Source organism: Pseudoalteromonas sp. US3C1004, from assembly GCF_048401065.1.
Lineage (GTDB): Bacteria > Pseudomonadota > Gammaproteobacteria > Enterobacterales > Alteromonadaceae > Pseudoalteromonas > Pseudoalteromonas undina.
Map to the genome: position 1 here is coordinate 1,721,464 of NZ_CP183073.1, position 17,263 is coordinate 1,738,726.

16 protein-coding genes are annotated in these 17,263 nt (G+C 40.3%); 8 read left to right on the forward strand and 8 right to left on the reverse strand.

Annotation, left to right across the window (positions count from 1 at the left end):
* The first annotated feature begins 52 nt into the window (after window positions 1-52).
* Window positions 53-2,608, forward strand: coding sequence for a TonB-dependent receptor plug domain-containing protein (locus ACNSN3_RS08020; RefSeq protein ID WP_418606947.1), 2,556 nt, complete (start codon window positions 53-55; stop codon window positions 2,606-2,608).
* Window positions 2,609-2,671: 63 nt separating this feature from the next.
* Here ACNSN3_RS08020 and ACNSN3_RS08025 read toward each other — a convergent pair whose 3' ends face one another.
* The 3 genes from ACNSN3_RS08025 to ACNSN3_RS08035 all read right to left on the reverse strand — a co-directional run bounded on the left by ACNSN3_RS08025 (window position 2,672) and on the right by ACNSN3_RS08035 (window position 5,991).
* Entirely contained in the window at window positions 2,672-3,673 is a 1,002-nt protein-coding gene (locus ACNSN3_RS08025; protein WP_304644689.1) for a branched-chain amino acid aminotransferase, read from the reverse strand.
* A gap of 225 nt (window positions 3,674-3,898) precedes the next feature.
* Complete coding sequence (locus ACNSN3_RS08030; protein WP_418606948.1) at window positions 3,899-4,951, reverse strand: fatty acid desaturase family protein; 1,053 nt, start codon at window positions 4,949-4,951, stop codon at window positions 3,899-3,901.
* On the reverse strand, window positions 4,948-5,991 hold the full coding sequence (locus tag ACNSN3_RS08035) for a flavin reductase family protein (protein WP_075169119.1): 1,044 nt from the start codon (window positions 5,989-5,991) through the stop codon (window positions 4,948-4,950). Before ACNSN3_RS08035 ends, ACNSN3_RS08030 begins: the two co-directional genes overlap by 4 nt.
* 294 nt (window positions 5,992-6,285) lie before the next feature.
* Between ACNSN3_RS08035 and ACNSN3_RS08040 the strand changes: the two genes are divergently transcribed.
* The 4 genes from ACNSN3_RS08040 to ACNSN3_RS08055 all read left to right on the forward strand — a co-directional run bounded on the left by ACNSN3_RS08040 (window position 6,286) and on the right by ACNSN3_RS08055 (window position 8,977).
* Entirely contained in the window at window positions 6,286-7,446 is a 1,161-nt protein-coding gene (locus ACNSN3_RS08040) for a PQQ-dependent sugar dehydrogenase (RefSeq protein ID WP_418606950.1), read from the forward strand.
* 93 nt (window positions 7,447-7,539) lie between these two features.
* The gene (locus tag ACNSN3_RS08045) at window positions 7,540-7,719 is read left to right on the forward strand and encodes a DUF6435 family protein (RefSeq protein WP_010390276.1); all 180 of its coding nucleotides are present in this window, start codon (window positions 7,540-7,542) and stop codon (window positions 7,717-7,719) included.
* A 429-nt stretch (window positions 7,720-8,148) separates the two neighbouring features.
* Complete coding sequence (locus ACNSN3_RS08050; protein ID WP_054201063.1) at window positions 8,149-8,556, forward strand: GFA family protein; 408 nt, start codon at window positions 8,149-8,151, stop codon at window positions 8,554-8,556.
* A gap of 40 nt (window positions 8,557-8,596) precedes the next feature.
* Window positions 8,597-8,977, forward strand: a complete 381-nt coding sequence (locus tag ACNSN3_RS08055) for a VOC family protein (RefSeq protein WP_054201064.1) — start codon at window positions 8,597-8,599, stop codon at window positions 8,975-8,977.
* Between the two features lie 63 nt (window positions 8,978-9,040).
* On the opposite strand, the gene ACNSN3_RS08060 is transcribed toward ACNSN3_RS08055, so the two are convergent.
* Window positions 9,041-9,832 carry an SDR family oxidoreductase gene (locus tag ACNSN3_RS08060; RefSeq protein WP_054201065.1) on the reverse strand — a complete coding sequence of 264 codons (792 nt, stop codon included), beginning with the start codon at window positions 9,830-9,832 and terminating at the stop codon, window positions 9,041-9,043.
* A gap of 25 nt (window positions 9,833-9,857) precedes the next feature.
* On the reverse strand, window positions 9,858-10,361 hold the full coding sequence (locus ACNSN3_RS08065; RefSeq protein WP_054201066.1) for a DUF962 domain-containing protein: 504 nt from the start codon (window positions 10,359-10,361) through the stop codon (window positions 9,858-9,860).
* A 178-nt stretch (window positions 10,362-10,539) separates the two neighbouring features.
* Between ACNSN3_RS08065 and ACNSN3_RS08070 the strand changes: the two genes are divergently transcribed.
* Window positions 10,540-10,926: a hypothetical protein gene (locus ACNSN3_RS08070; RefSeq protein WP_054201067.1), complete on the forward strand. Its 387-nt coding sequence runs from the start codon at window positions 10,540-10,542 to the stop codon at window positions 10,924-10,926.
* 142 nt (window positions 10,927-11,068) lie between these two features.
* On the opposite strand, the gene ACNSN3_RS08075 is transcribed toward ACNSN3_RS08070, so the two are convergent.
* Both ACNSN3_RS08075 and ACNSN3_RS08080 read right to left on the reverse strand, forming a co-directional pair.
* The gene (locus tag ACNSN3_RS08075) at window positions 11,069-11,485 is read right to left on the reverse strand and encodes a hypothetical protein (protein WP_054201068.1); all 417 of its coding nucleotides are present in this window, start codon (window positions 11,483-11,485) and stop codon (window positions 11,069-11,071) included.
* A 101-nt stretch (window positions 11,486-11,586) separates the two neighbouring features.
* A complete protein-coding gene (locus ACNSN3_RS08080) occupies window positions 11,587-12,531 on the reverse strand; it encodes a LysR family transcriptional regulator (RefSeq protein WP_054201069.1) in 945 nt (314 codons plus the stop codon).
* Window positions 12,532-12,651: 120 nt separating this feature from the next.
* On the opposite strand from ACNSN3_RS08080, the gene ACNSN3_RS08085 reads away from it, so the two are divergent.
* Together ACNSN3_RS08085 and ACNSN3_RS08090 are read left to right on the forward strand one after the other, a co-directional pair.
* Window positions 12,652-13,599, forward strand: a complete 948-nt coding sequence (locus ACNSN3_RS08085) for a sodium-dependent bicarbonate transport family permease (protein WP_075169114.1) — start codon at window positions 12,652-12,654, stop codon at window positions 13,597-13,599.
* Window positions 13,600-13,914: 315 nt separating this feature from the next.
* Window positions 13,915-15,084, forward strand: coding sequence for an MFS transporter (locus ACNSN3_RS08090; protein ID WP_418606954.1), 1,170 nt, complete (start codon window positions 13,915-13,917; stop codon window positions 15,082-15,084).
* 44 nt (window positions 15,085-15,128) lie between these two features.
* On the opposite strand, the gene helD is transcribed toward ACNSN3_RS08090, so the two are convergent.
* On the reverse strand, window positions 15,129-17,261 hold the full coding sequence (gene helD / locus ACNSN3_RS08095) for a DNA helicase IV (protein ID WP_418606955.1): 2,133 nt from the start codon (window positions 17,259-17,261) through the stop codon (window positions 15,129-15,131).
* Window positions 17,262-17,263 lie beyond the last annotated feature (2 nt).

A 17,263-nucleotide genomic window follows, 5' to 3' on the forward strand; every position in this document is an offset into this window, starting at 1 on the left:
AAAAAGATTAAATTGAAACCACCTGTAGAGCATCGAATGAGGGAAATTAGTTATGCAACTTACACCGCTATTTACAGCAAAAAAAACCATCACTTTAAGTATCGCCGCTGCACTTGTTGGCTCATGGACGGTTAATGCCGCTGAGCAAGAGACTCAGGCGCAAGAAAACATTGAACAAATTAGTGTTATTGGCTCTCGCCGACTAGGCCGCACAGTTGAAGATAGCCCAGTGCCTATTGATATTATCAGTAATGATGCCTTAAAAAGTTCAGGGCAAACAGAAACCAATGCATTATTAAGTACGTTATTACCAAGTTTTAATTTCCCCCAACCATCAATTACCGATGGCAGCGACCACGTACGCCCAGCTCAACTGCGTGGCTTAGCCCCTGATCACACCTTGGTACTCGTAAATGGTAAACGTCGCCACAGTAACGCGCTACTAAATTTAAACGGCTCAACGGGTCGTGGCTCGTCATCAGTTGATTTAAACGCTATTCCTGCAAACGCGATTGAACGCATTGAAGTATTACGCGACGGCGCCGCAGCTCAATATGGCTCAGACGCTATTGCCGGGGTGATTAATATCGTCCTTAAAAGCAATAGCAGTGGCGGTAGTTTGGGTGCCGTATATGGTGCAAATATTACCGATATGGACGGTGTAGCGCAGTTACAATCGGTCTCTGAGGACGCAAATGGTGACTTAGCTTTTACTGAGGGCAGCGACCGCTCGCTTACCGACGGCCAAACCTTAACTCTGCAAGGTAATATGGGGTTTGAATTAGGCGATAACGGCTTTTTGAGTATTTCTAGTGAATATCGCGATCGCAGCTCAACCAACCGCTCTGATTACGACCAACGCGAAAATTACGCTCGTTTACCTGATGGCTCTCTCGACCCACGCGAATTCACATGGGATCGTTACAACCATAACTTTGGTAACGGCACTGTTGAAGACTTTGCGCTGTTTTACAATGCCGGTTATCAGTTAACTAACGATGCCGAGCTATACTCGTTTGGCTCTTACAGCAAGCGTGAAGGCGAAGGCGGTGGTTTTTATCGTCGCGCACAAGACAGCCGTAACGTAACAGATATTTATCCTGATGGCTTTTTACCGGTGATCACCTCAGATATTGACGATTTTTCGTTAGCATTAGGCGTAAAAGGTTTTGCTAATGAATGGAATTACGACGCTTCTGCTGTATACGGCCAAGATGCCTTTAACTTTGGTGTTATTGATAGCTTAAACACCTCATATGGGCCTAGCAGTCAAACCAGTTTTGATGCCGGTACACTTACCTACGATCAGCTTACTATTAACCTTGATTTTAGCCGCGAGATTGATGCAGACTTTTTAGCTAGCGGAATTAACGTCGCAGTGGGTGCTGAGTATCGTCGTGAAGGCTACGAAATTCAGGCAGGCGAAGAAGCCTCATACGCACAAGGCACTTTTGGCCCTGGTGGCGCAGTAACCGACCCAGTTAATGGCCCATTTGGCTCTGCAGGTTCGCAAGTATTCCCGGGGTTCACACCTGAGTCTGCGGGTGATAACAGCCGCCATAATGTTAGCCTTTACGTTGATTTAGAAGCCTTTATTACAGATAACTGGAATGTTGCCGTCGCAGCGCGTTACGAAGACTACTCTGACTTTGGTGATACGCTTAATGGTAAAATTGCTACCCGTTATACGCTAACAGAAGATTTAGCATTACGCGGCTCTGTATCAACCGGCTTTAGAGCGCCCTCGTTACAACAGCAATATTTTACTTCAGTGGCGACCGTGTTTGTTGATGGTATTCCAACTCAAACAGGCACGTTTGCCCCAAGCAGTGATGTAGCCGTTGCATTGGGATCACCGGGCTTAGATGCAGAAGAAGCCACCAACTACGGGGTAGGTTTTACCTGGTCAACCGACTTTAATTTCAGCTTATCTGTGGATTATTACCAAATATTAATTGATGAACGTATTGTGTTATCAAATAACCTATCAGGCGCAGGCGTTGCAAGCTTACTTGAGGGCACCGGCGCTAACCAAGGTCGATTTTTCTTAAACGCGATTGATAGCAAAACCCGTGGCGTTGACGTCGTCGCTTCTTATAATTTAATCACCGACAACTACGGTGATGTAGCTTTTAACTTAGGTTACAACTACGGTAAAAACCAAGTCACCGATATTATTGACCCACCAGCACAATTACAAAATGTTGGGGTTGAGCAAGATAATTTGTTCTCGGGTAACGAGCTACGTCGTTTTGAAGTGAGCACGCCGCGCAATAAATACAACCTTAGCGCAACATGGACACTTAACGAATGGCGCACCACACTTCGCAGCACTCGCTACGGTGAAACACAAGACCCATCTGAAAACCCAGAGCGTAACGAAGTGTTAGAACCTAAATGGATCACCGATTTAGATGTTGCCTATGCACTTAATAATAACCTTACTCTGAGCTTAGGCGTTAATAATGTGTTTGATGTATACCCAGATCCAACTCGTGAGCTGGTGAGCGATGTAACCACTTTCTCTCGCTTGTTCTCGTACTCGGGCTTTTCACCATTTGGTTTTAATGGCCGTTATGTATACGGCAAAATTGAAATGAAATTTTAAGCTGTAACTTAAACCAAAAAGCCACACTAAATAGTGTGGCTTTTTTTATAGATTAGAACCCGATTAGATTTTAGTTAACCAACCGTGTTTATCTTCGCTTTTGCCCCATTGAATATCGTTCAATGCTTGACGTAAGCGTGCCGTTGTTGGCCCTGGTTCACCATTACCTACTTTGTATTCTTTATCGTTATGGATAAACGTACCTACTGGAGTCAATACTGCCGCAGTGCCTGAAAGTGCTGCCTCAGTGCCTGGTTTTGCTGCACGCTCTAAAAGCTCAGTGACAGTAAAGTTGCGCTCGCTAACCGTCATACCTAAATCTTTAGCTATGGTTAAAATGCTATTACGAGTTACACCGTGTAAAAATGTGCTGTCGAGTGCTTTAGTAATTATTTCGTTGCCATCAATTAAAATAAAGTTTGCGGCACCGGTTTCTTGCACATCGCCGCCTGGGCAAAATAAAATTTGGTCGGCTTTATATTTAGTGCGTGCTGCTGAAATTGGGCCAAGTGCGCTGGCATAGTTACCACCGCTTTTGATCATACCCATGTGCGGTGCACAGCGCATACCATCTTCTTCAAGTAAAACACGTAACGCAGTTGCGCCACCTGAAAAATAATCACCCACTGGCGATAATAACGTGTAAAGCAACGAACTCATTGACGGTGCCGCCGCTTTACCAATGGCAGCTTCTGTACCAATGTGGGTTGGGCGAATATACATAGAACCAGGAGGAAGCGGCGTTTCATCGGCGTATTCACGAACAATATCGATGATCATTGTTTTTAGCATCTCGCCATCAACAGCAGGTAAACTCAACAATTCAGAACTTTGCTGCATGCGCGCAATATTAGCGTCCATTCTAAAAATATTAACCGAGCCATCTTCGTGACGAAAGGCTTTTAACCCTTCAAAACATGTACTTGAATAATGAAGAACGTGCGCACCTGCATGCAACTCAAGCTTATCGCAAGGAACAATTGAGCTTTCGCCCCACTGATTGTCAGAAAACTTAGCTTGAATCATCTGCGGCATAAACACAGTACCAAATGCTGCCATTTTTATTCTCTCTTGTGTGGTCTATTTTTCTCCATTGTATGACAACCAGCTACTATTTAACCATAGCAAAACGAGCTGTTTTTAAATTAATTAGAAGAATTTTTTGCATGTACTGATGATTATTTAATCAATAAAGCACTTGCCAACCTTTTAATGCAATAATCAGCTAACATTTTATAGTTAGCTGATTAATTAATGCGTACATTATGATGGCGGCTATTTTATTAGCCTCTATTTAAAAGAATAACGCAATATACGCTTTAATACTGAGGTGTATTGGTGAAAAAATCCGCCAGTATTATAAGCAATGCCCTGCTTTTGTAATGCGGCTTGCACTTTAGGCGCAATTTCTTGATAACGGGACGATGGCATATCAGGAAATAAATGATGCTCTATTTGAAAGCTTAAATGCCCAGTTAAAATATGAAACCAACGTGCCCCTTTAATGTTTGACGACCCCAGCGCTTGGCGATAATACCACTGCCCTTGGCTTTCGTTTTTGCAGTCTTGCTCATAAAAGGTATGGGTTTGCTCGGTAAAATGGCCACAAAAAATAATGGTTGAGGTCCATAGGTTACGAATTAAGTTTGCCAAAAAATTACCGCTTAATACCCACAAAAATAATGGCCCCGCCAAAACTGGAAATAACACATAGTCTTTAATTAGTTGGCGCGCCCCTTTACTAAAAAAGCGCTTTTTTAAGGTGCTATGCGCCACAGCACCTTCACGGTTTGGTTTCTTTTTACCTATAAAGACTCGCTCGCCTGCGAGCTCATGATACGACACGCCCCACTGAAACAGCACGCTAAGATTTAAATAAGTAATAAACTGCCATGTATTTTTTAGTCGCCATTTAAAATCATTGCTCAATCTTAATAAGCCATAACCAAAGTCACGATCTTTTCCGATAATGTTAGTGTAAGTATGGTGTTCAAAGTTATGAACGCGGTTCCAGCTTTGGCCGTCGCAGGCTATATCCCACTCGTAAGTTTTAGAGTTAAGCTGTTTGTCGTTCATCCAATCGTATTGACCATGCATTACATTGTGGCCAATTTCCATGTTGTCGAGAATTTTAGCCAAACCAAGTAATAAAACACCCGCTACCCACAATAATGGCTGTACAAAACCAAGCATCAATAAAATCCGTCCGCCTATTTCGCAAAACCGCTGCTTACGCACAATAGAACGAATATAGTTTGCATCCTTTTGCCCAACTGTAGCTAATGTCGACATTTTAATTTCATCTAAATCATCGGCTAACTGTTGATAATTTATAGTTATCATAGCTGTAACTCCAAATCGCTAACGGCTTGACTCACACACAGTTGAATTAACTGCTCGCCAGTATCTGATAATTGATTAGTTTTTAAATTACGCACCACTCCCGACTTTTTAATGCACTGGCATTGATGGCAAATACCAATGCCGCAACCACGCTGCACAGGGAGTTTTTTTGCTTCAAACTGGTTTAATAGCACCTCATTACTAGTCACTACATGCGTGTCTTTATTTATTATTACTGAAAAATGATTGTCGTCAGTCAATTTAGGCATGGATAGAGCAAACGATTCTTGGTAATAGGTTAAATTAAGTAGACGAGTAAAATCTGCAACTTCTTGCATAAAGCCAGCAGGACCACAGCAATATATATCAGGATTATCGTCCGTATTTATATGAGTAGTTAAATATGGGCTTCGATCCCGTGTAAGCAGTACGTAAGAAAAATGATTATATTGCTGTGTCAGCATTTTTAACTCATTAGTGCATTGATGCTCACCTGCTTTAGCAAAGTAAATTAATTTTATCTGATGCTCAGTATTACCTAGCTGCTGATCAAGCATAGCAAGCATAGGCGTAATTCCCGAACCACCAGCAATAAACGTGCTGGGTTTGTGCCAGCTTTTAAATACAAAGTCGCCACTTGGTGGAGAAATATTACACCATGGCTGCACCGCTAATGCATTTTGCAATTGGCTTGTAAAATGACCTTGCTGATCTGTTTTTACTAATAAACGAAGTAAACCTGTCGCCTTATATTGTGCGGGGCTGCATGCCAAAGTAAACACTCGAGTAAGCAAACGTCCATTAGCTTCCACCGTTAAGCTAATGTGTTGACCAGCAATATGTATAGGCCACTTTTTACTTGGTTTAAGTGAAATACTTAAAAATCGCCCGCTTAGCGCTTGGACATCAACAACCTTGGCTCGAAAAAGGTCAGCGCGCCACGCAGGTTTAAACTTTTGCATTATTGGCTCAATATAAGCTGCAAAGCTTTGATGGTGTAAAAACCATTTTGAAAATTGGTCTAATACCGGAGTTAACATGGTTATAAATTCTCTATTTAAATCGACTACCCATTAGTTTCTGCTGGGTTTTATATTTGAGCATACACGTGTAAGCCCAAACTTCAGCGCACAAGTGTACGCTCGAATTTTTAAATTTCAACCCCATTAGAGTAATTATTCAATTTTTCTAGAGCGGTATTTAAAGGTTAACAACGCTTAAGTACCCAATGGAGAACGATTAAATTGCGTGCACTTGTACTTATCCCAAATACTTAACACCATGATAAATAGCGTGCTAAGGTAGTTAAAATTTAGTTAATTTTGGAAGCCATTATGAACAAAGTAACAACGCGTAAAAAATTTTCTACACTTGCCAAAATCAGTTGTGCATTTGCACTTTCGGGGCTCACCAGCCTCAGTACTTATGCAGTTGATTTTAAAGAATTGGATAAATTAGCGCTTAATGTAAAATCGGTAACTGTTGCCCAAGGAATTTCAATTCCGTGGGCTATTGAGGCTCTGCCAAACGGTGACTTATTAATAACCGAGCGCAGCGGTATCCTTTATTTACTTCGCAATAACTCCACCAGCTTAACTAAAATCACTGGGCTACCAAAAATAGATGCCAACGGCCAAGGCGGGCTTCTTGATTTAGAGCTACACCCTGATTTTGCTAATAATCAATGGCTATATATTACTTATTCAAGCAGTGAAGGCGATGGCGCAGGTAGTAACACCGCACTTATGCGTGCAAAGCTAAGTAACGATCACAGCCAACTACTTGAGTCACAACAATTATACAAAGGTGAGCATAACTCTAAAAAAGGTCAGCATTACGGCAGCCGTATTGTGTTTGATAACCAAAACTATGTGTATTTTTCGATTGGCGACCGCGGCTCCCGAGATATTAATCCACAAGATTTAGGCCGTGATGGCGGTAAAATTTATCGTTTACACGACGATGGTAAAATTCCATCCGACAACCCCTTCGTAAACCAAAAAGGTGCAAAACCAGCGGTTTGGTCTTATGGGCATCGTAACCCACAAGGTATGTGGTTCGATGGTGACAATAGTGTATTTTGGGCACACGAACACGGCCCCCGTGGTGGCGATGAGCTTAATATGATTAAACCTAAAACTAACTACGGCTGGCCCGTGGTGAGTTACGGTATTAACTACAGCGGCACCTCGTTTACCGATTTAACAGAAAAACCGGGCATGCAAGCGCCCATATTACAGTGGACACCGTCTATCGCTCCTTCAGACATGTTGCTAGTAAAAGGTGATAAATACCCTGAACTTAAAGGTAAATTTTTACTCGCTTCAATGAAATACGCCTTTGTTAGCGTATTAGAAATAGCAGATGGCAAGGTCGTTAAACAAAGTAAATTACTTGAAGGTATTGGCCGTATTCGCAGCCTAGCCCAAGGTGATGATGGTACTATTTACCTTGGATTAGATGGCCAGGGCATTGTGCGACTAGATCCTAAGTAGTCATTTAATACATCTAATTACAGTAACAGCAAACTTTTTGCAGCTTAACTGCGTACTGTTACTGTAATTAGCTAATAAAGAACGAGGGTGTTGATGTTTTCATTTTTAAAGCCAGATCCAATCAAAAAATTGCGTAAAGAGTACGATGCAAAATTAGAGCAAGGCATGCAAGCACAAAGAAAAGGCGATATTAAAAGCTATGCGATGTTAACTGACGAGGCTGAAAAAATCTGGAATGAAATAGAAGCACTCGAAGCCAAAAAGGCCAAGTAAACATATATCCTACCAATTCAAACCAATCCCGCGTTAAAAACGCGGGGTTTTAATACTTACAAACATCTTTTTTAAATTCACTTAAGCCCAACCAGATAATTCCCTAGCTTAACCTCCATCGTAACTAGCTTTTAATTGAGCACAGCTGATTATACTCATAGCATTATTGCCTTCTCTTACTTATGCTCATAACCCACCTAAAACCTCGCATAAACAATTATTTACATTAACGTTAATTAGTGGAATTATTAATCTAGTCCAAAAGAGTTGATGCATTGTTTGAAGTAGCAGAATCTTAAAGGGCTGATGATTTTGTGAGTGCGAGGAAAGCATTTTTAGTAAAGTGTGTAATTAAGCCATAAAGCATCAAAAATTTACTGGAAAAAATGCAATATAATGAAAAAATTATAATTAAATCAAGGAATACAGATGTACACAGGTAGTTGTTTATGCGGCTCAATCAACTTTTCAATTAATGGTAAAGTTACTGATATTATTCATTGTCATTGTTCGCTTTGTCGTAAGGCCAGTGGCAGTGCTTTTGCTACTAATGGATTTATTAATGCCAGCGATCTGACATTAACTGACTACAACGGCACACTTACTTTTTACCAAAGTAGTGAAGGTAAACGTAAGTACTTTTGTAAAACCTGCGGCGCTCCAATTTATAGTGCTAACGCTCAATCTCCTCAAAGATATCGCCTTCGATTAGGCGCGTTGACCTGCGATATAACAGAGCGACCAATATCGCATAATTTCATCACCTCAAAAGCTAATTGGGAAGACTTAGATGCTCAGCTTCCTCGTTATGAGGGACATGAGCCAGGACGAGAGTAAATCCATATAAATTTATCTATTTTTTGAAGTGGGAGTTTGAATGAAACTGAATCAAGTAACTTTGCCAGTCAAAGATATGAATGAAGCGGTGAGTTTTTATCGCACACTTGGCTTTACCCAAATTGTTGATACACCTCATTATGCACGTTTTAGTTGCCCTGAAGGTGACTCTACATTTTCATTGTCTTTAGAGAGTAAATTTTTTGAAAATCATTCTGTAATTTATTTTGAGAACGATGACCTCGAACAATTGTGCCAACAGTTGAGTAAAAAGGGGATCGTATTCGAACAGCAACCCACAGAGCAAAGGTATCTATGGAAGGAAGCGGTTTTAAAAGACCCTTCAGGAAATAAAATTAAACTCTATAAAGCTGGAGAAAATCGATTAAACCCACCTTGGAAGGTACAAAAACAGCCATAAAGCTAAGCACGAACCAGCATTGCGCTAAGCAGCTAAATGCTGGCGTTTAAGTACTGTACTTAGTTATTTATATTCCATTTTAGCGGTTAAGCGATTAAATAACCCTGGGAAAAACCGTTTTATAAACGGTGCCCAACCACTTAACCCTTGGCCTATTACAACTTCGTCTTTTTTATTGTAGATTGCAGTGAGCATTTTTGATGCGGCTACATTTACGTTCATACCATTTTCTATTGAAGGCTCAGGTTTGTTTTGCGCCTCCCCTTGCTCGTTTAATGAGTTATGGGCAATCGCCGTTTTAATTGAGCCAGGGCAAATAGTTAAGCAATGTATGTTGTGCTCTGCCACTTCGGCGCGTAAGCAATCCATAAAGCCTACCACAGCGTATTTACTGCCTGAGTATCCGGTTCTAAACTTTGAGCCTACTTTGCCTGCCACGCTACTAATAGCCACTACTGAACCGCTTTTACGTGCCACCATTGAAGGTAGTACCGCTTTAGTGAGTGCAATTAAGCCAAAGTAATTTACTTCCATAAGTTGCCGGTACACTTTAAAGTCGTTTTCTAAAAATAAACTACGCTGCGATACGCCACCGTTATTAATTAAAATATCAATGGGGCCTAAGCTATCTATTTTCTCCGATACATCCTGCAGTACCATTTCGGGCTTTGATAAATCAAGCGGGATAACACGGTGCCCCTCGCCTTTTAACTCGTCTTTTACTTGGTTGAGTTTATCGATATTTCGCGCTGATAAAATAACCTTTGCACCTTGCTCTGCAAATTGTTTTGCAAGTTCTTCACCAATACCTGATGATGCGCCGGTGATCCACACTGTTTTATTATTATAATCCATGGTTTACCTTATATTCTTTGACTGGTTATGCTTTAGTTGGACCCGCTATTTCATTCACTTGCTGTTCTAAGTTTTTGTAAAAGCCCATTAAAAATAGTAGCTCAACAGTGACATACAAAGGGCCAATAATTAAGCCTACTAAATCATCAACAAAAGCGGGCTTTTTACCTTCAAAATAATGACCAATAAACTGTAATATCCAGCCAAACACGAACACCCCAACTCCAATTACCAACCAAGGTATTAATGCCATTGCGGCAATTGGCTGGGCAGCTACCAGTAATAAAGTGAAAATAATTCCCATGATTAAACCAAGCGAAAAGCTCAACATAAAATAGTAAACCACAGAGGCTAATACAAAAATTTGCGCGCCATCAATGCTAAAATTAGCAATAGGAATTTCAATTCGGGCGAGTAAGCATAAAGCGGCAAACACAATGAGTGGAATACCAAAAAAATGGGTTAATACATTTCGTTTAGAGCGATGGTACAAACCATACTGGCCGAGCTGTTGTTCAAGGGTTTTCATGACGGCGTTCCTATTGTTATTTTTATAAGCAAAGTTCACCTTATAAAAAATGACACATAATAACAACTGATAACGATAGTTAATCTCTAAAAATGGTGAGCAGCACCTTATGCGTTATAGCTATAAATTAGGTAAGGTCATCGTTAATAATTAACATGATCAGCACCAGGAGGTTTACATGCTTTTAAAAACACTCGCCGTTGGCCTATTACTCGCTTTAGCTGAGATAATTAATGGCAATATTAGAGTAAGGATTTTACATCGATTTTACGCTCTAAAACGCGCTAAAACACTCAGCTTACTTTTGGGCACTGCGATTATTTATGCCATTACTTGGCTGACCTTGCCATGGGTTAACCCTATTTCGTACTTAGATTGTTTAAATGTGGGTTTTGTTTGGCTAACAATAATGCTTAGTTTAGATATTATTGTGGGCAGATATTTATTTAAGTATAAGTGGCACAAAATACTTGATGATTTTAACCTTTTTAGAGGTAACTTACTGAGTGTGGGCATGCTATTGCTTTTTATAAGCCCCTGCTTGGTTTTTTGGTTACAGATGTAACTTAAAAAATAAATGAGAAGCGATAAAAGTTTTGATTTAATTTACTTCTCTAAAAGCGTAGCGTCTGTTTGCCCTCTTTGTGCGTTAATCACTTAAAACCTACTTAAAGACAGGAGTCAATAACCTTTCAACATACCGCTATCTAAGCTAATGCGGTTACTAGCTTGCCTTTTTCATGTGTTGGTTGCATTGCCATTCGCTCCGTGCCTTTTTCGAATTCTTGCTCTAACATTTTTTGTAATTCAGCAATCTGCTCTTTTATGGCATCTACATCAACCCCTTCCTCTCCTAGTTCTTCTGCCAAGGCTTCTATTGCTGCTTTTAACTCAGCTATAGTTTCTTTATCGACACCTAAACGTTGATAAATTAATGCCTCTTGGGCATTTTCTAAAAAGCTTTTGTCTTCTGGTTTAGCGATAAAATTAGGGGGTGCTTGGTTTTCAGCGGTACTTGTTGTTGCCGCAGCGGCAGATGTTGACAGAACGTCACTCGTTTTTGCCACTTTGTTAACGGGATTATTGTAACTACTATATTGATTTTTAAAGGTTATTGAAGTCATTGGCTCAAATCCATTTTTGCTTTAATCGTTATATTCTTTAACTGAAATAACTTAAGCAACTTTGATACCAGTTAATATTTGATTGTCTCTAAGGCTTATTTTTATTTCAAATTAAGCCCTCTTAACTCATTTCGCACCCACTTCTCATCTAAATACAGCTCTAAGTGTTGCTCAGCAAACTTTAAAAAGCTGCGTGCAGCGTGTGATATATGTCGGTCTGTACGCACCACAAAATACCAATGGCTAGCTAAAGTGGTGTCGGTAACATTAAGCACTTTAAAGCTATTATCACCTTTAGGCAGCACATGCTGAGAAAGCACCGCAATCCCCATACCTGAAGCTACCGCCACTCTAATGGCTTCATTACTGGCCATTTGCACACTGTCACTTAATACCAACCCTCTACTTTGCAGCTCGCTTTCAAATAACATCCGAGTGGCGGAGCCTGTTTCACGCAATAAAAAACGATACGGAACTAAATCAGCCAGTTTAAGTGCGGTTTTATCGGCTAATGGATGATTTAGTGGCACTATAAACACTAAAGGGTTATGTAGAAATCTAGCAGCCTGGGCATGCTCTAAAGATGGCGGGTGACTAAATACATAAATATCGTCTTCTCCGCGTTCAAAGCGTGCTAAAACGGCTGAACGATTACCTATTTCAAGTGGTAGCTCTACATGCAGATGTTCATTACTGTATGGGCCTAACAATTTAGGTAAAATATATTGGGCAGTATTAACCATAGCAATTTTACATCGTCCACGTTCACCTCCTTTTAGCTCCGCTAAGTAATCTTGGTAATCTTCAAAATGACCAAAAACCTGTTGGCAAGTCCTAAATAAGGCCATACCAGCTTCGGTTATTTGCAACTTTTGTTGCTGCATAATTATTAACGGTTCACCTACCGCTTCTTGTAAGCGTTTAATTTGTAAAGAAACCGTAGGCTGAGTCAAATGAAGTCCACGAGCGGTTTCGCTTATAGAGCCGGTTTTTACTACACTCATAAATACTTCAAGTAGTCGGAAGGAAAGTTGTCTTATATTCATACGCACCTCATAGGTTTTTATCTATAGGATGTTATCATTCATTTTATTATTTACTATATAAAGATTTGCCTATAATAGCGCCGCTTAACAAATCAAATTAGTAATAAAGAGGAGAACAGCGTGCCTGATATTGTAGTAATGTTTTTTATTTTAGGATTAGCAGCGGGTATCCTTCGCTCTGATTTAGCTATTCCCAAAGCGACGTATGACACTCTCAGCTTACTACTCATGCTTACCATAGGTCTAAAAGGTGGCATGGTGCTGCATGGCAATTTAAGTTGGCAATTACTCCCAGAAATGGCCTCGGTTATGTTACTTGGTGGGCTTATTCCACTCACTTTATACCCTATTTTAAAACACGTTGTTAAGCTAAGCGTAGCGAATAGCGCCAGCATTGCTGCCCACTATGGTTCGGTTAGTGCTGGTACATTTGCGGTAGCATTAGCGTATGCCGAATCGGCTAAATTAGAAGTGGGCGCAGAAGTTACCTTGTACCTAGTTATGCTTGAGTTACCAGCCATTATTGTAGGTTTACTGTTGTATCGTAAGCTCGACAAAGCACACAGCGAAAACACCAACTTATCGTTAAAAGCACTGTGGCACGAAACGCTTACCAATAAGAGTGTGATTTTGCTCGTTGGCGGTGTAATTATCGGTATGATGTATGGCACCCAACAGGGTAGCCAAGTTACGAGTTTACTTACCAGTAGCTTTAAAGTAGTGCTGGCGCTATTTTTACTCGAAATGGGCTTGGTTGCTGCACAAACGCTTCGCCCTTTTCCTTGGCAGCAATGGAAACTGGCTGCCTTCGCCATTATTACGCCGTTATTTTTAGGCACCATTGGCGTTATGGTTGGCACCTTGCTAAATTTAGAATTAGGTTCAGTGGTTATTCTGGGCAGCTTAGTGGCGAGTGCTTCTTACATTGCCGCACCTGCTGCTGTAAAAGCCGCTATTCCCAAAGCAGATATTGGCCTAGCCATGCTTAGCTCGTTAGGTGTCACCTTTCCATTTAATGTTATTGTTGGGATTGGTTTGTATCATCAACTTGCCGTTGTCATAAGTTGAATATAACGCACTAAAAAAGCCCAAAGTGGGCTTTTTTGGTTTTATAAGCAGTATTATTTTATTTAAAACAACGCTTAAAAATACAACAATTTTAAAACAATAAAGCTAACTTACTTCTACAAAAAAATAGCATGTAAGCGTTTAATTTACGTAAAAAAACATTTTGAATACTATTTTCATTTAGCAATTAAAAAACTCTTTACTTCGTTGTCAAATCAGCCTAAATTCGCCGCAAAATTAACCTCCTTAAGATAATTGCTTTATCAATCTCCCCTAAAAACAGCAATTATTTAACCTCTTTTTCGGAACAATCTAATGGTGGAACTTACCGCTGATAGTAAATCAAATAACCCGCTAGCGCCGGTTATTGGCTTATCGTTTTTTGCTATTGCATCAGGCTTTTTAATGAGCTTGATCCCGTTATCACTCAATGCTTTTAACATCAATATTGATTTAGCTCCATGGCTTGCCAGTGTCTTTTATTTAGGCTTATTGATTGGTGCTTTATGTATAGAGCGCGTAGTGGTAAAAATCGGTCATAGGTTGGCTTTCATCGGGTTTTTAGCTTTATTAATTATTAGTGTTATCACCCAGCTGATCAGCCCAACGGCCACTATGTGGTTAATAGCACGCTTTGTGGCTGGTATGGCAGTTGCTGGCGTATTTGTGGTGGTAGAGTCATGGTTATTAATGGCCAACACCGCAAAAGCGCGAGCTAAGCGCTTAGGGTTATATATGACCTCCTTATACGGTGGCAGCGCAGTAGGTCAACTTGCCATTAAACCATTAGGAACGACAGATGCTGTGCCTTATTTATTTGTTATTACTTTGTTAGCTGTTGCGATTTTAGCGCCGCTCTTAATTACCCGAGGACAACCTGATACGCAAAACTTACAAAAGCTACCATTTAAAGAACTAAAAACTCTCAGCCGCCCTGCTATTTTAGGCTGTTTAGTATCGGGGTTATTACTAGGCCCTATTTATGGATTATTACCGGTCTACATAGCCGCACAAACTGAACAAGCTCAATATACCGGCTTACTTATGGCGGTGATTATTTTAGGTGGCATGTTAGTTCAGCCTTTAGTGAGCTATTTATCAACCCGCATTATTAAAAGCTTATTAATGGCTATTTTTTGCTTTATTGGTACCGCCAGTGTGGTGGGTATTTTACATGCTAATAGCTTTGCGGCCCTAGTAAGTAGTTATTTTATATTAGGTGCATGCAGTTTTGCGCTTTACCCGATTGCCATTACTCTGGCGTGTGACTCATTGCCTATGGCAAAAATAGTCTCAGCTACCGAAATAATGCTATTAAGTTACAGTGTGGGCTCGGTTTTAGGGCCGCTAATGGCTACCTATTTTTCAGATAAAAGCCATGGTGTGCTTATTTACTTAGGTGGCTGCTTAATTACTACCTGTATTTACATGCTTATAAAAAGTATGAAAAAAATACCAACTGGTAACACCCCCGTCGCCGGCTAGCGAATGCTAAAAGCCGCTTAATGCTGGTTACGGTATTAAGCGGTTTACGCTTGAGTAACCTCTTTAGCAACCGCTTTATTTTTTAACTCAAATACTTCAATTTTATGCTCGTTTATAAGTTCATCAACAAAGCAGCTGCGGTTGTTATCATCAGCTATTATGTACACTTTATGTTTAGCGCGAGTGAGCGCTACATAAAATAAGCGACGCTCTTCACTGTGTGCGTAATTATCTTTTGCGGGTAATAACGCTTCTAAAATCTGAGGTGTTGGCTTAGTGCTTGGAAATCCAAACGCTCCACCATTCATTGCTAATATAATGACATAATCGGCTTCTTTGCCTTTTGAGCCATGAAACGTATCACACTCAAAATGCAATGCTGAAAACTCTTGCTGTAAAGCACTTATATCGGCCTGTGAAGGTAACTGAAATCGAAATCGTGCAAGTAAATATACCGTGGCAGACTTGCCAGAATGTCCCTTAATCCCCTTTAGTAAATGCTTAATTGCGCCATTGTTTAGCTCCGCTATTTTGCTGTTTATAGCTGAGCCACTATTTAGCGTTTTTAGCACGCTAACAGCGGGCTTACTCACCTTTGCAACTGAATGAATGTCTTTAGCTAACTGCGCTGGGTTTTTCATAATAAAGCCTGCGGCAACCTCGCCAATTTTATTATTAAAGCGAAAGGTCCTATCTAATAGAGTTTGTGTTGTAAAACCAAAATGTGCGGCAAACTCGGTAGTAAGTCGCATATCTGCACCACTAAAACGGTAAATAGCTTGCCAATCGTCTCCTACTGCAAACAGTGAACTATTAGATTTACTATCGCGCAGTGCTTTTACAAGTGTAGCTCGCAGCGGTGATATATCTTGAAATTCATCCACCATGATATAACGCCAAGGCGATGTAAACTTTTTAGTGTTTACATAATCGAGGGCTTTAATAATCATATCGTCGAAGTCTATTTCGCCCTGCGTGCGTAAATAATGGTTATAGTTGGCTAACAACGGCTTTAATAATTTCCAGGCTTGCTGTATCTGCTTTGAATCGCTCTCAAGTGTTATATTTGCGGTTTTATACACGCTGATTAATTGGCTAAATAAGGTAGCTAACTTGGTTAAATGACCGCCAGATTTTATCTCTTTTAAAAGCGCTATATGATTAGGCTTTGCAGGACTAAATTTAAACTCGCCTTTAACGTCATTAAGAGTGTTATTTATATAATTTACCAGTGCTCTAGCATATTGTGGTTTAGCATTGGCAAGCGATTCAAAACATCCTTCAACCCATTTTATTTTAGCTTTTTCGTTTTCAGCGAGTTTAGATATTTTAGGTGGCTTGCCCTCAACCTCGCTAATAATGGTTAAGCCGACGCTGTGAAATGTGGCCGCTTTAATGGACTCAGTGCCCAGCTTTTGTTTAATTCGTTCATCCATTTCGCAAGCGGCTTGCTTACCATAGGCGAGTAATAAAATATCGTTGTAATTAGCCTGCCCACTATTAACCAAATAGCCCGCTCTGGCCACCAACACACTGGTTTTTCCTGTACCAGCACCTGCTAGCACTAAATTATTATCGTCATCTATGATGCAAGCTCGGCGTTGTTGCTCAGTGAGTGGATTTGTTTCAACACAACTAAAAAAATCGTTATAGCGCTTTAATTGTGATTGAGTGTATTTATGTTGAAAAAAACGCGTGAGTGAATCGCTCCACTGGCTGTATTGCTCAAGCAATTTTATTTGTGTGCTGACTGTTGCTAAAACATCGCTACTTTTTATCCAAGGTAGCCAGCGTTTATATTGCTCATCTACTCGTTTTTTTATATCAGCCACATATGATTGGCGCAAAAACTGAGTGTGAGCAAATTGGTTTATTTCACTCAACACCTCATTAAGCACAGCAATATTGCTTTTAACCCATAACATATCAGTATGCGCTTTAAATGCCCTATTGCTGCCATATGCCCTCATCCAAATACGATACTGCTTAGAGTCGGTATTAAAGCGCAGTGTTTGCCCAAGCACACCATACTCATAGCGAATGGGCGACGTTAAATTACACCAACTCAATGTGGTTGTTTGTGTTTTATTGCTGAATACTAAACCTTGTGGGTTTATGTCGACAAAGCGATGCGGGGTAAAGATACGGCCAAATACACTAGCCTGAATAGAATTCATTA

What these genes read in the sequence shown, in the direction of transcription:
- ACNSN3_RS08050 (WP_054201063.1), top strand. Translation starts at nt 8,149, where the DNA reads ATGTACACAGGTAGTTGTTTATGCGGCTCAATCAACTTTTCAATTAAT.
- ACNSN3_RS08030 (WP_418606948.1), bottom strand. Translation starts at nt 4,951, where the DNA reads ATGATAACTATAAATTATCAACAGTTAGCCGATGATTTAGATGAAATT.
- ACNSN3_RS08080 (WP_054201069.1), bottom strand. Translation starts at nt 12,531, where the DNA reads ATGAATATAAGACAACTTTCCTTCCGACTACTTGAAGTATTTATGAGT.
- ACNSN3_RS08070 (WP_054201067.1), top strand. Translation starts at nt 10,540, where the DNA reads ATGCTTTTAAAAACACTCGCCGTTGGCCTATTACTCGCTTTAGCTGAG.
- ACNSN3_RS08090 (WP_418606954.1), top strand. Translation starts at nt 13,915, where the DNA reads ATGGTGGAACTTACCGCTGATAGTAAATCAAATAACCCGCTAGCGCCG.
- ACNSN3_RS08020 (WP_418606947.1), top strand. Translation starts at nt 53, where the DNA reads ATGCAACTTACACCGCTATTTACAGCAAAAAAAACCATCACTTTAAGT.
- ACNSN3_RS08060 (WP_054201065.1), bottom strand. Translation starts at nt 9,832, where the DNA reads ATGGATTATAATAATAAAACAGTGTGGATCACCGGCGCATCATCAGGT.
- helD (WP_418606955.1), bottom strand. Translation starts at nt 17,261, where the DNA reads ATGAATTCTATTCAGGCTAGTGTATTTGGCCGTATCTTTACCCCGCAT.
- ACNSN3_RS08045 (WP_010390276.1), top strand. Translation starts at nt 7,540, where the DNA reads ATGTTTTCATTTTTAAAGCCAGATCCAATCAAAAAATTGCGTAAAGAG.
- ACNSN3_RS08055 (WP_054201064.1), top strand. Translation starts at nt 8,597, where the DNA reads ATGAAACTGAATCAAGTAACTTTGCCAGTCAAAGATATGAATGAAGCG.
- ACNSN3_RS08065 (WP_054201066.1), bottom strand. Translation starts at nt 10,361, where the DNA reads ATGAAAACCCTTGAACAACAGCTCGGCCAGTATGGTTTGTACCATCGC.
- ACNSN3_RS08040 (WP_418606950.1), top strand. Translation starts at nt 6,286, where the DNA reads ATGAACAAAGTAACAACGCGTAAAAAATTTTCTACACTTGCCAAAATC.
- ACNSN3_RS08035 (WP_075169119.1), bottom strand. Translation starts at nt 5,991, where the DNA reads ATGTTAACTCCGGTATTAGACCAATTTTCAAAATGGTTTTTACACCAT.
- ACNSN3_RS08075 (WP_054201068.1), bottom strand. Translation starts at nt 11,485, where the DNA reads ATGACTTCAATAACCTTTAAAAATCAATATAGTAGTTACAATAATCCC.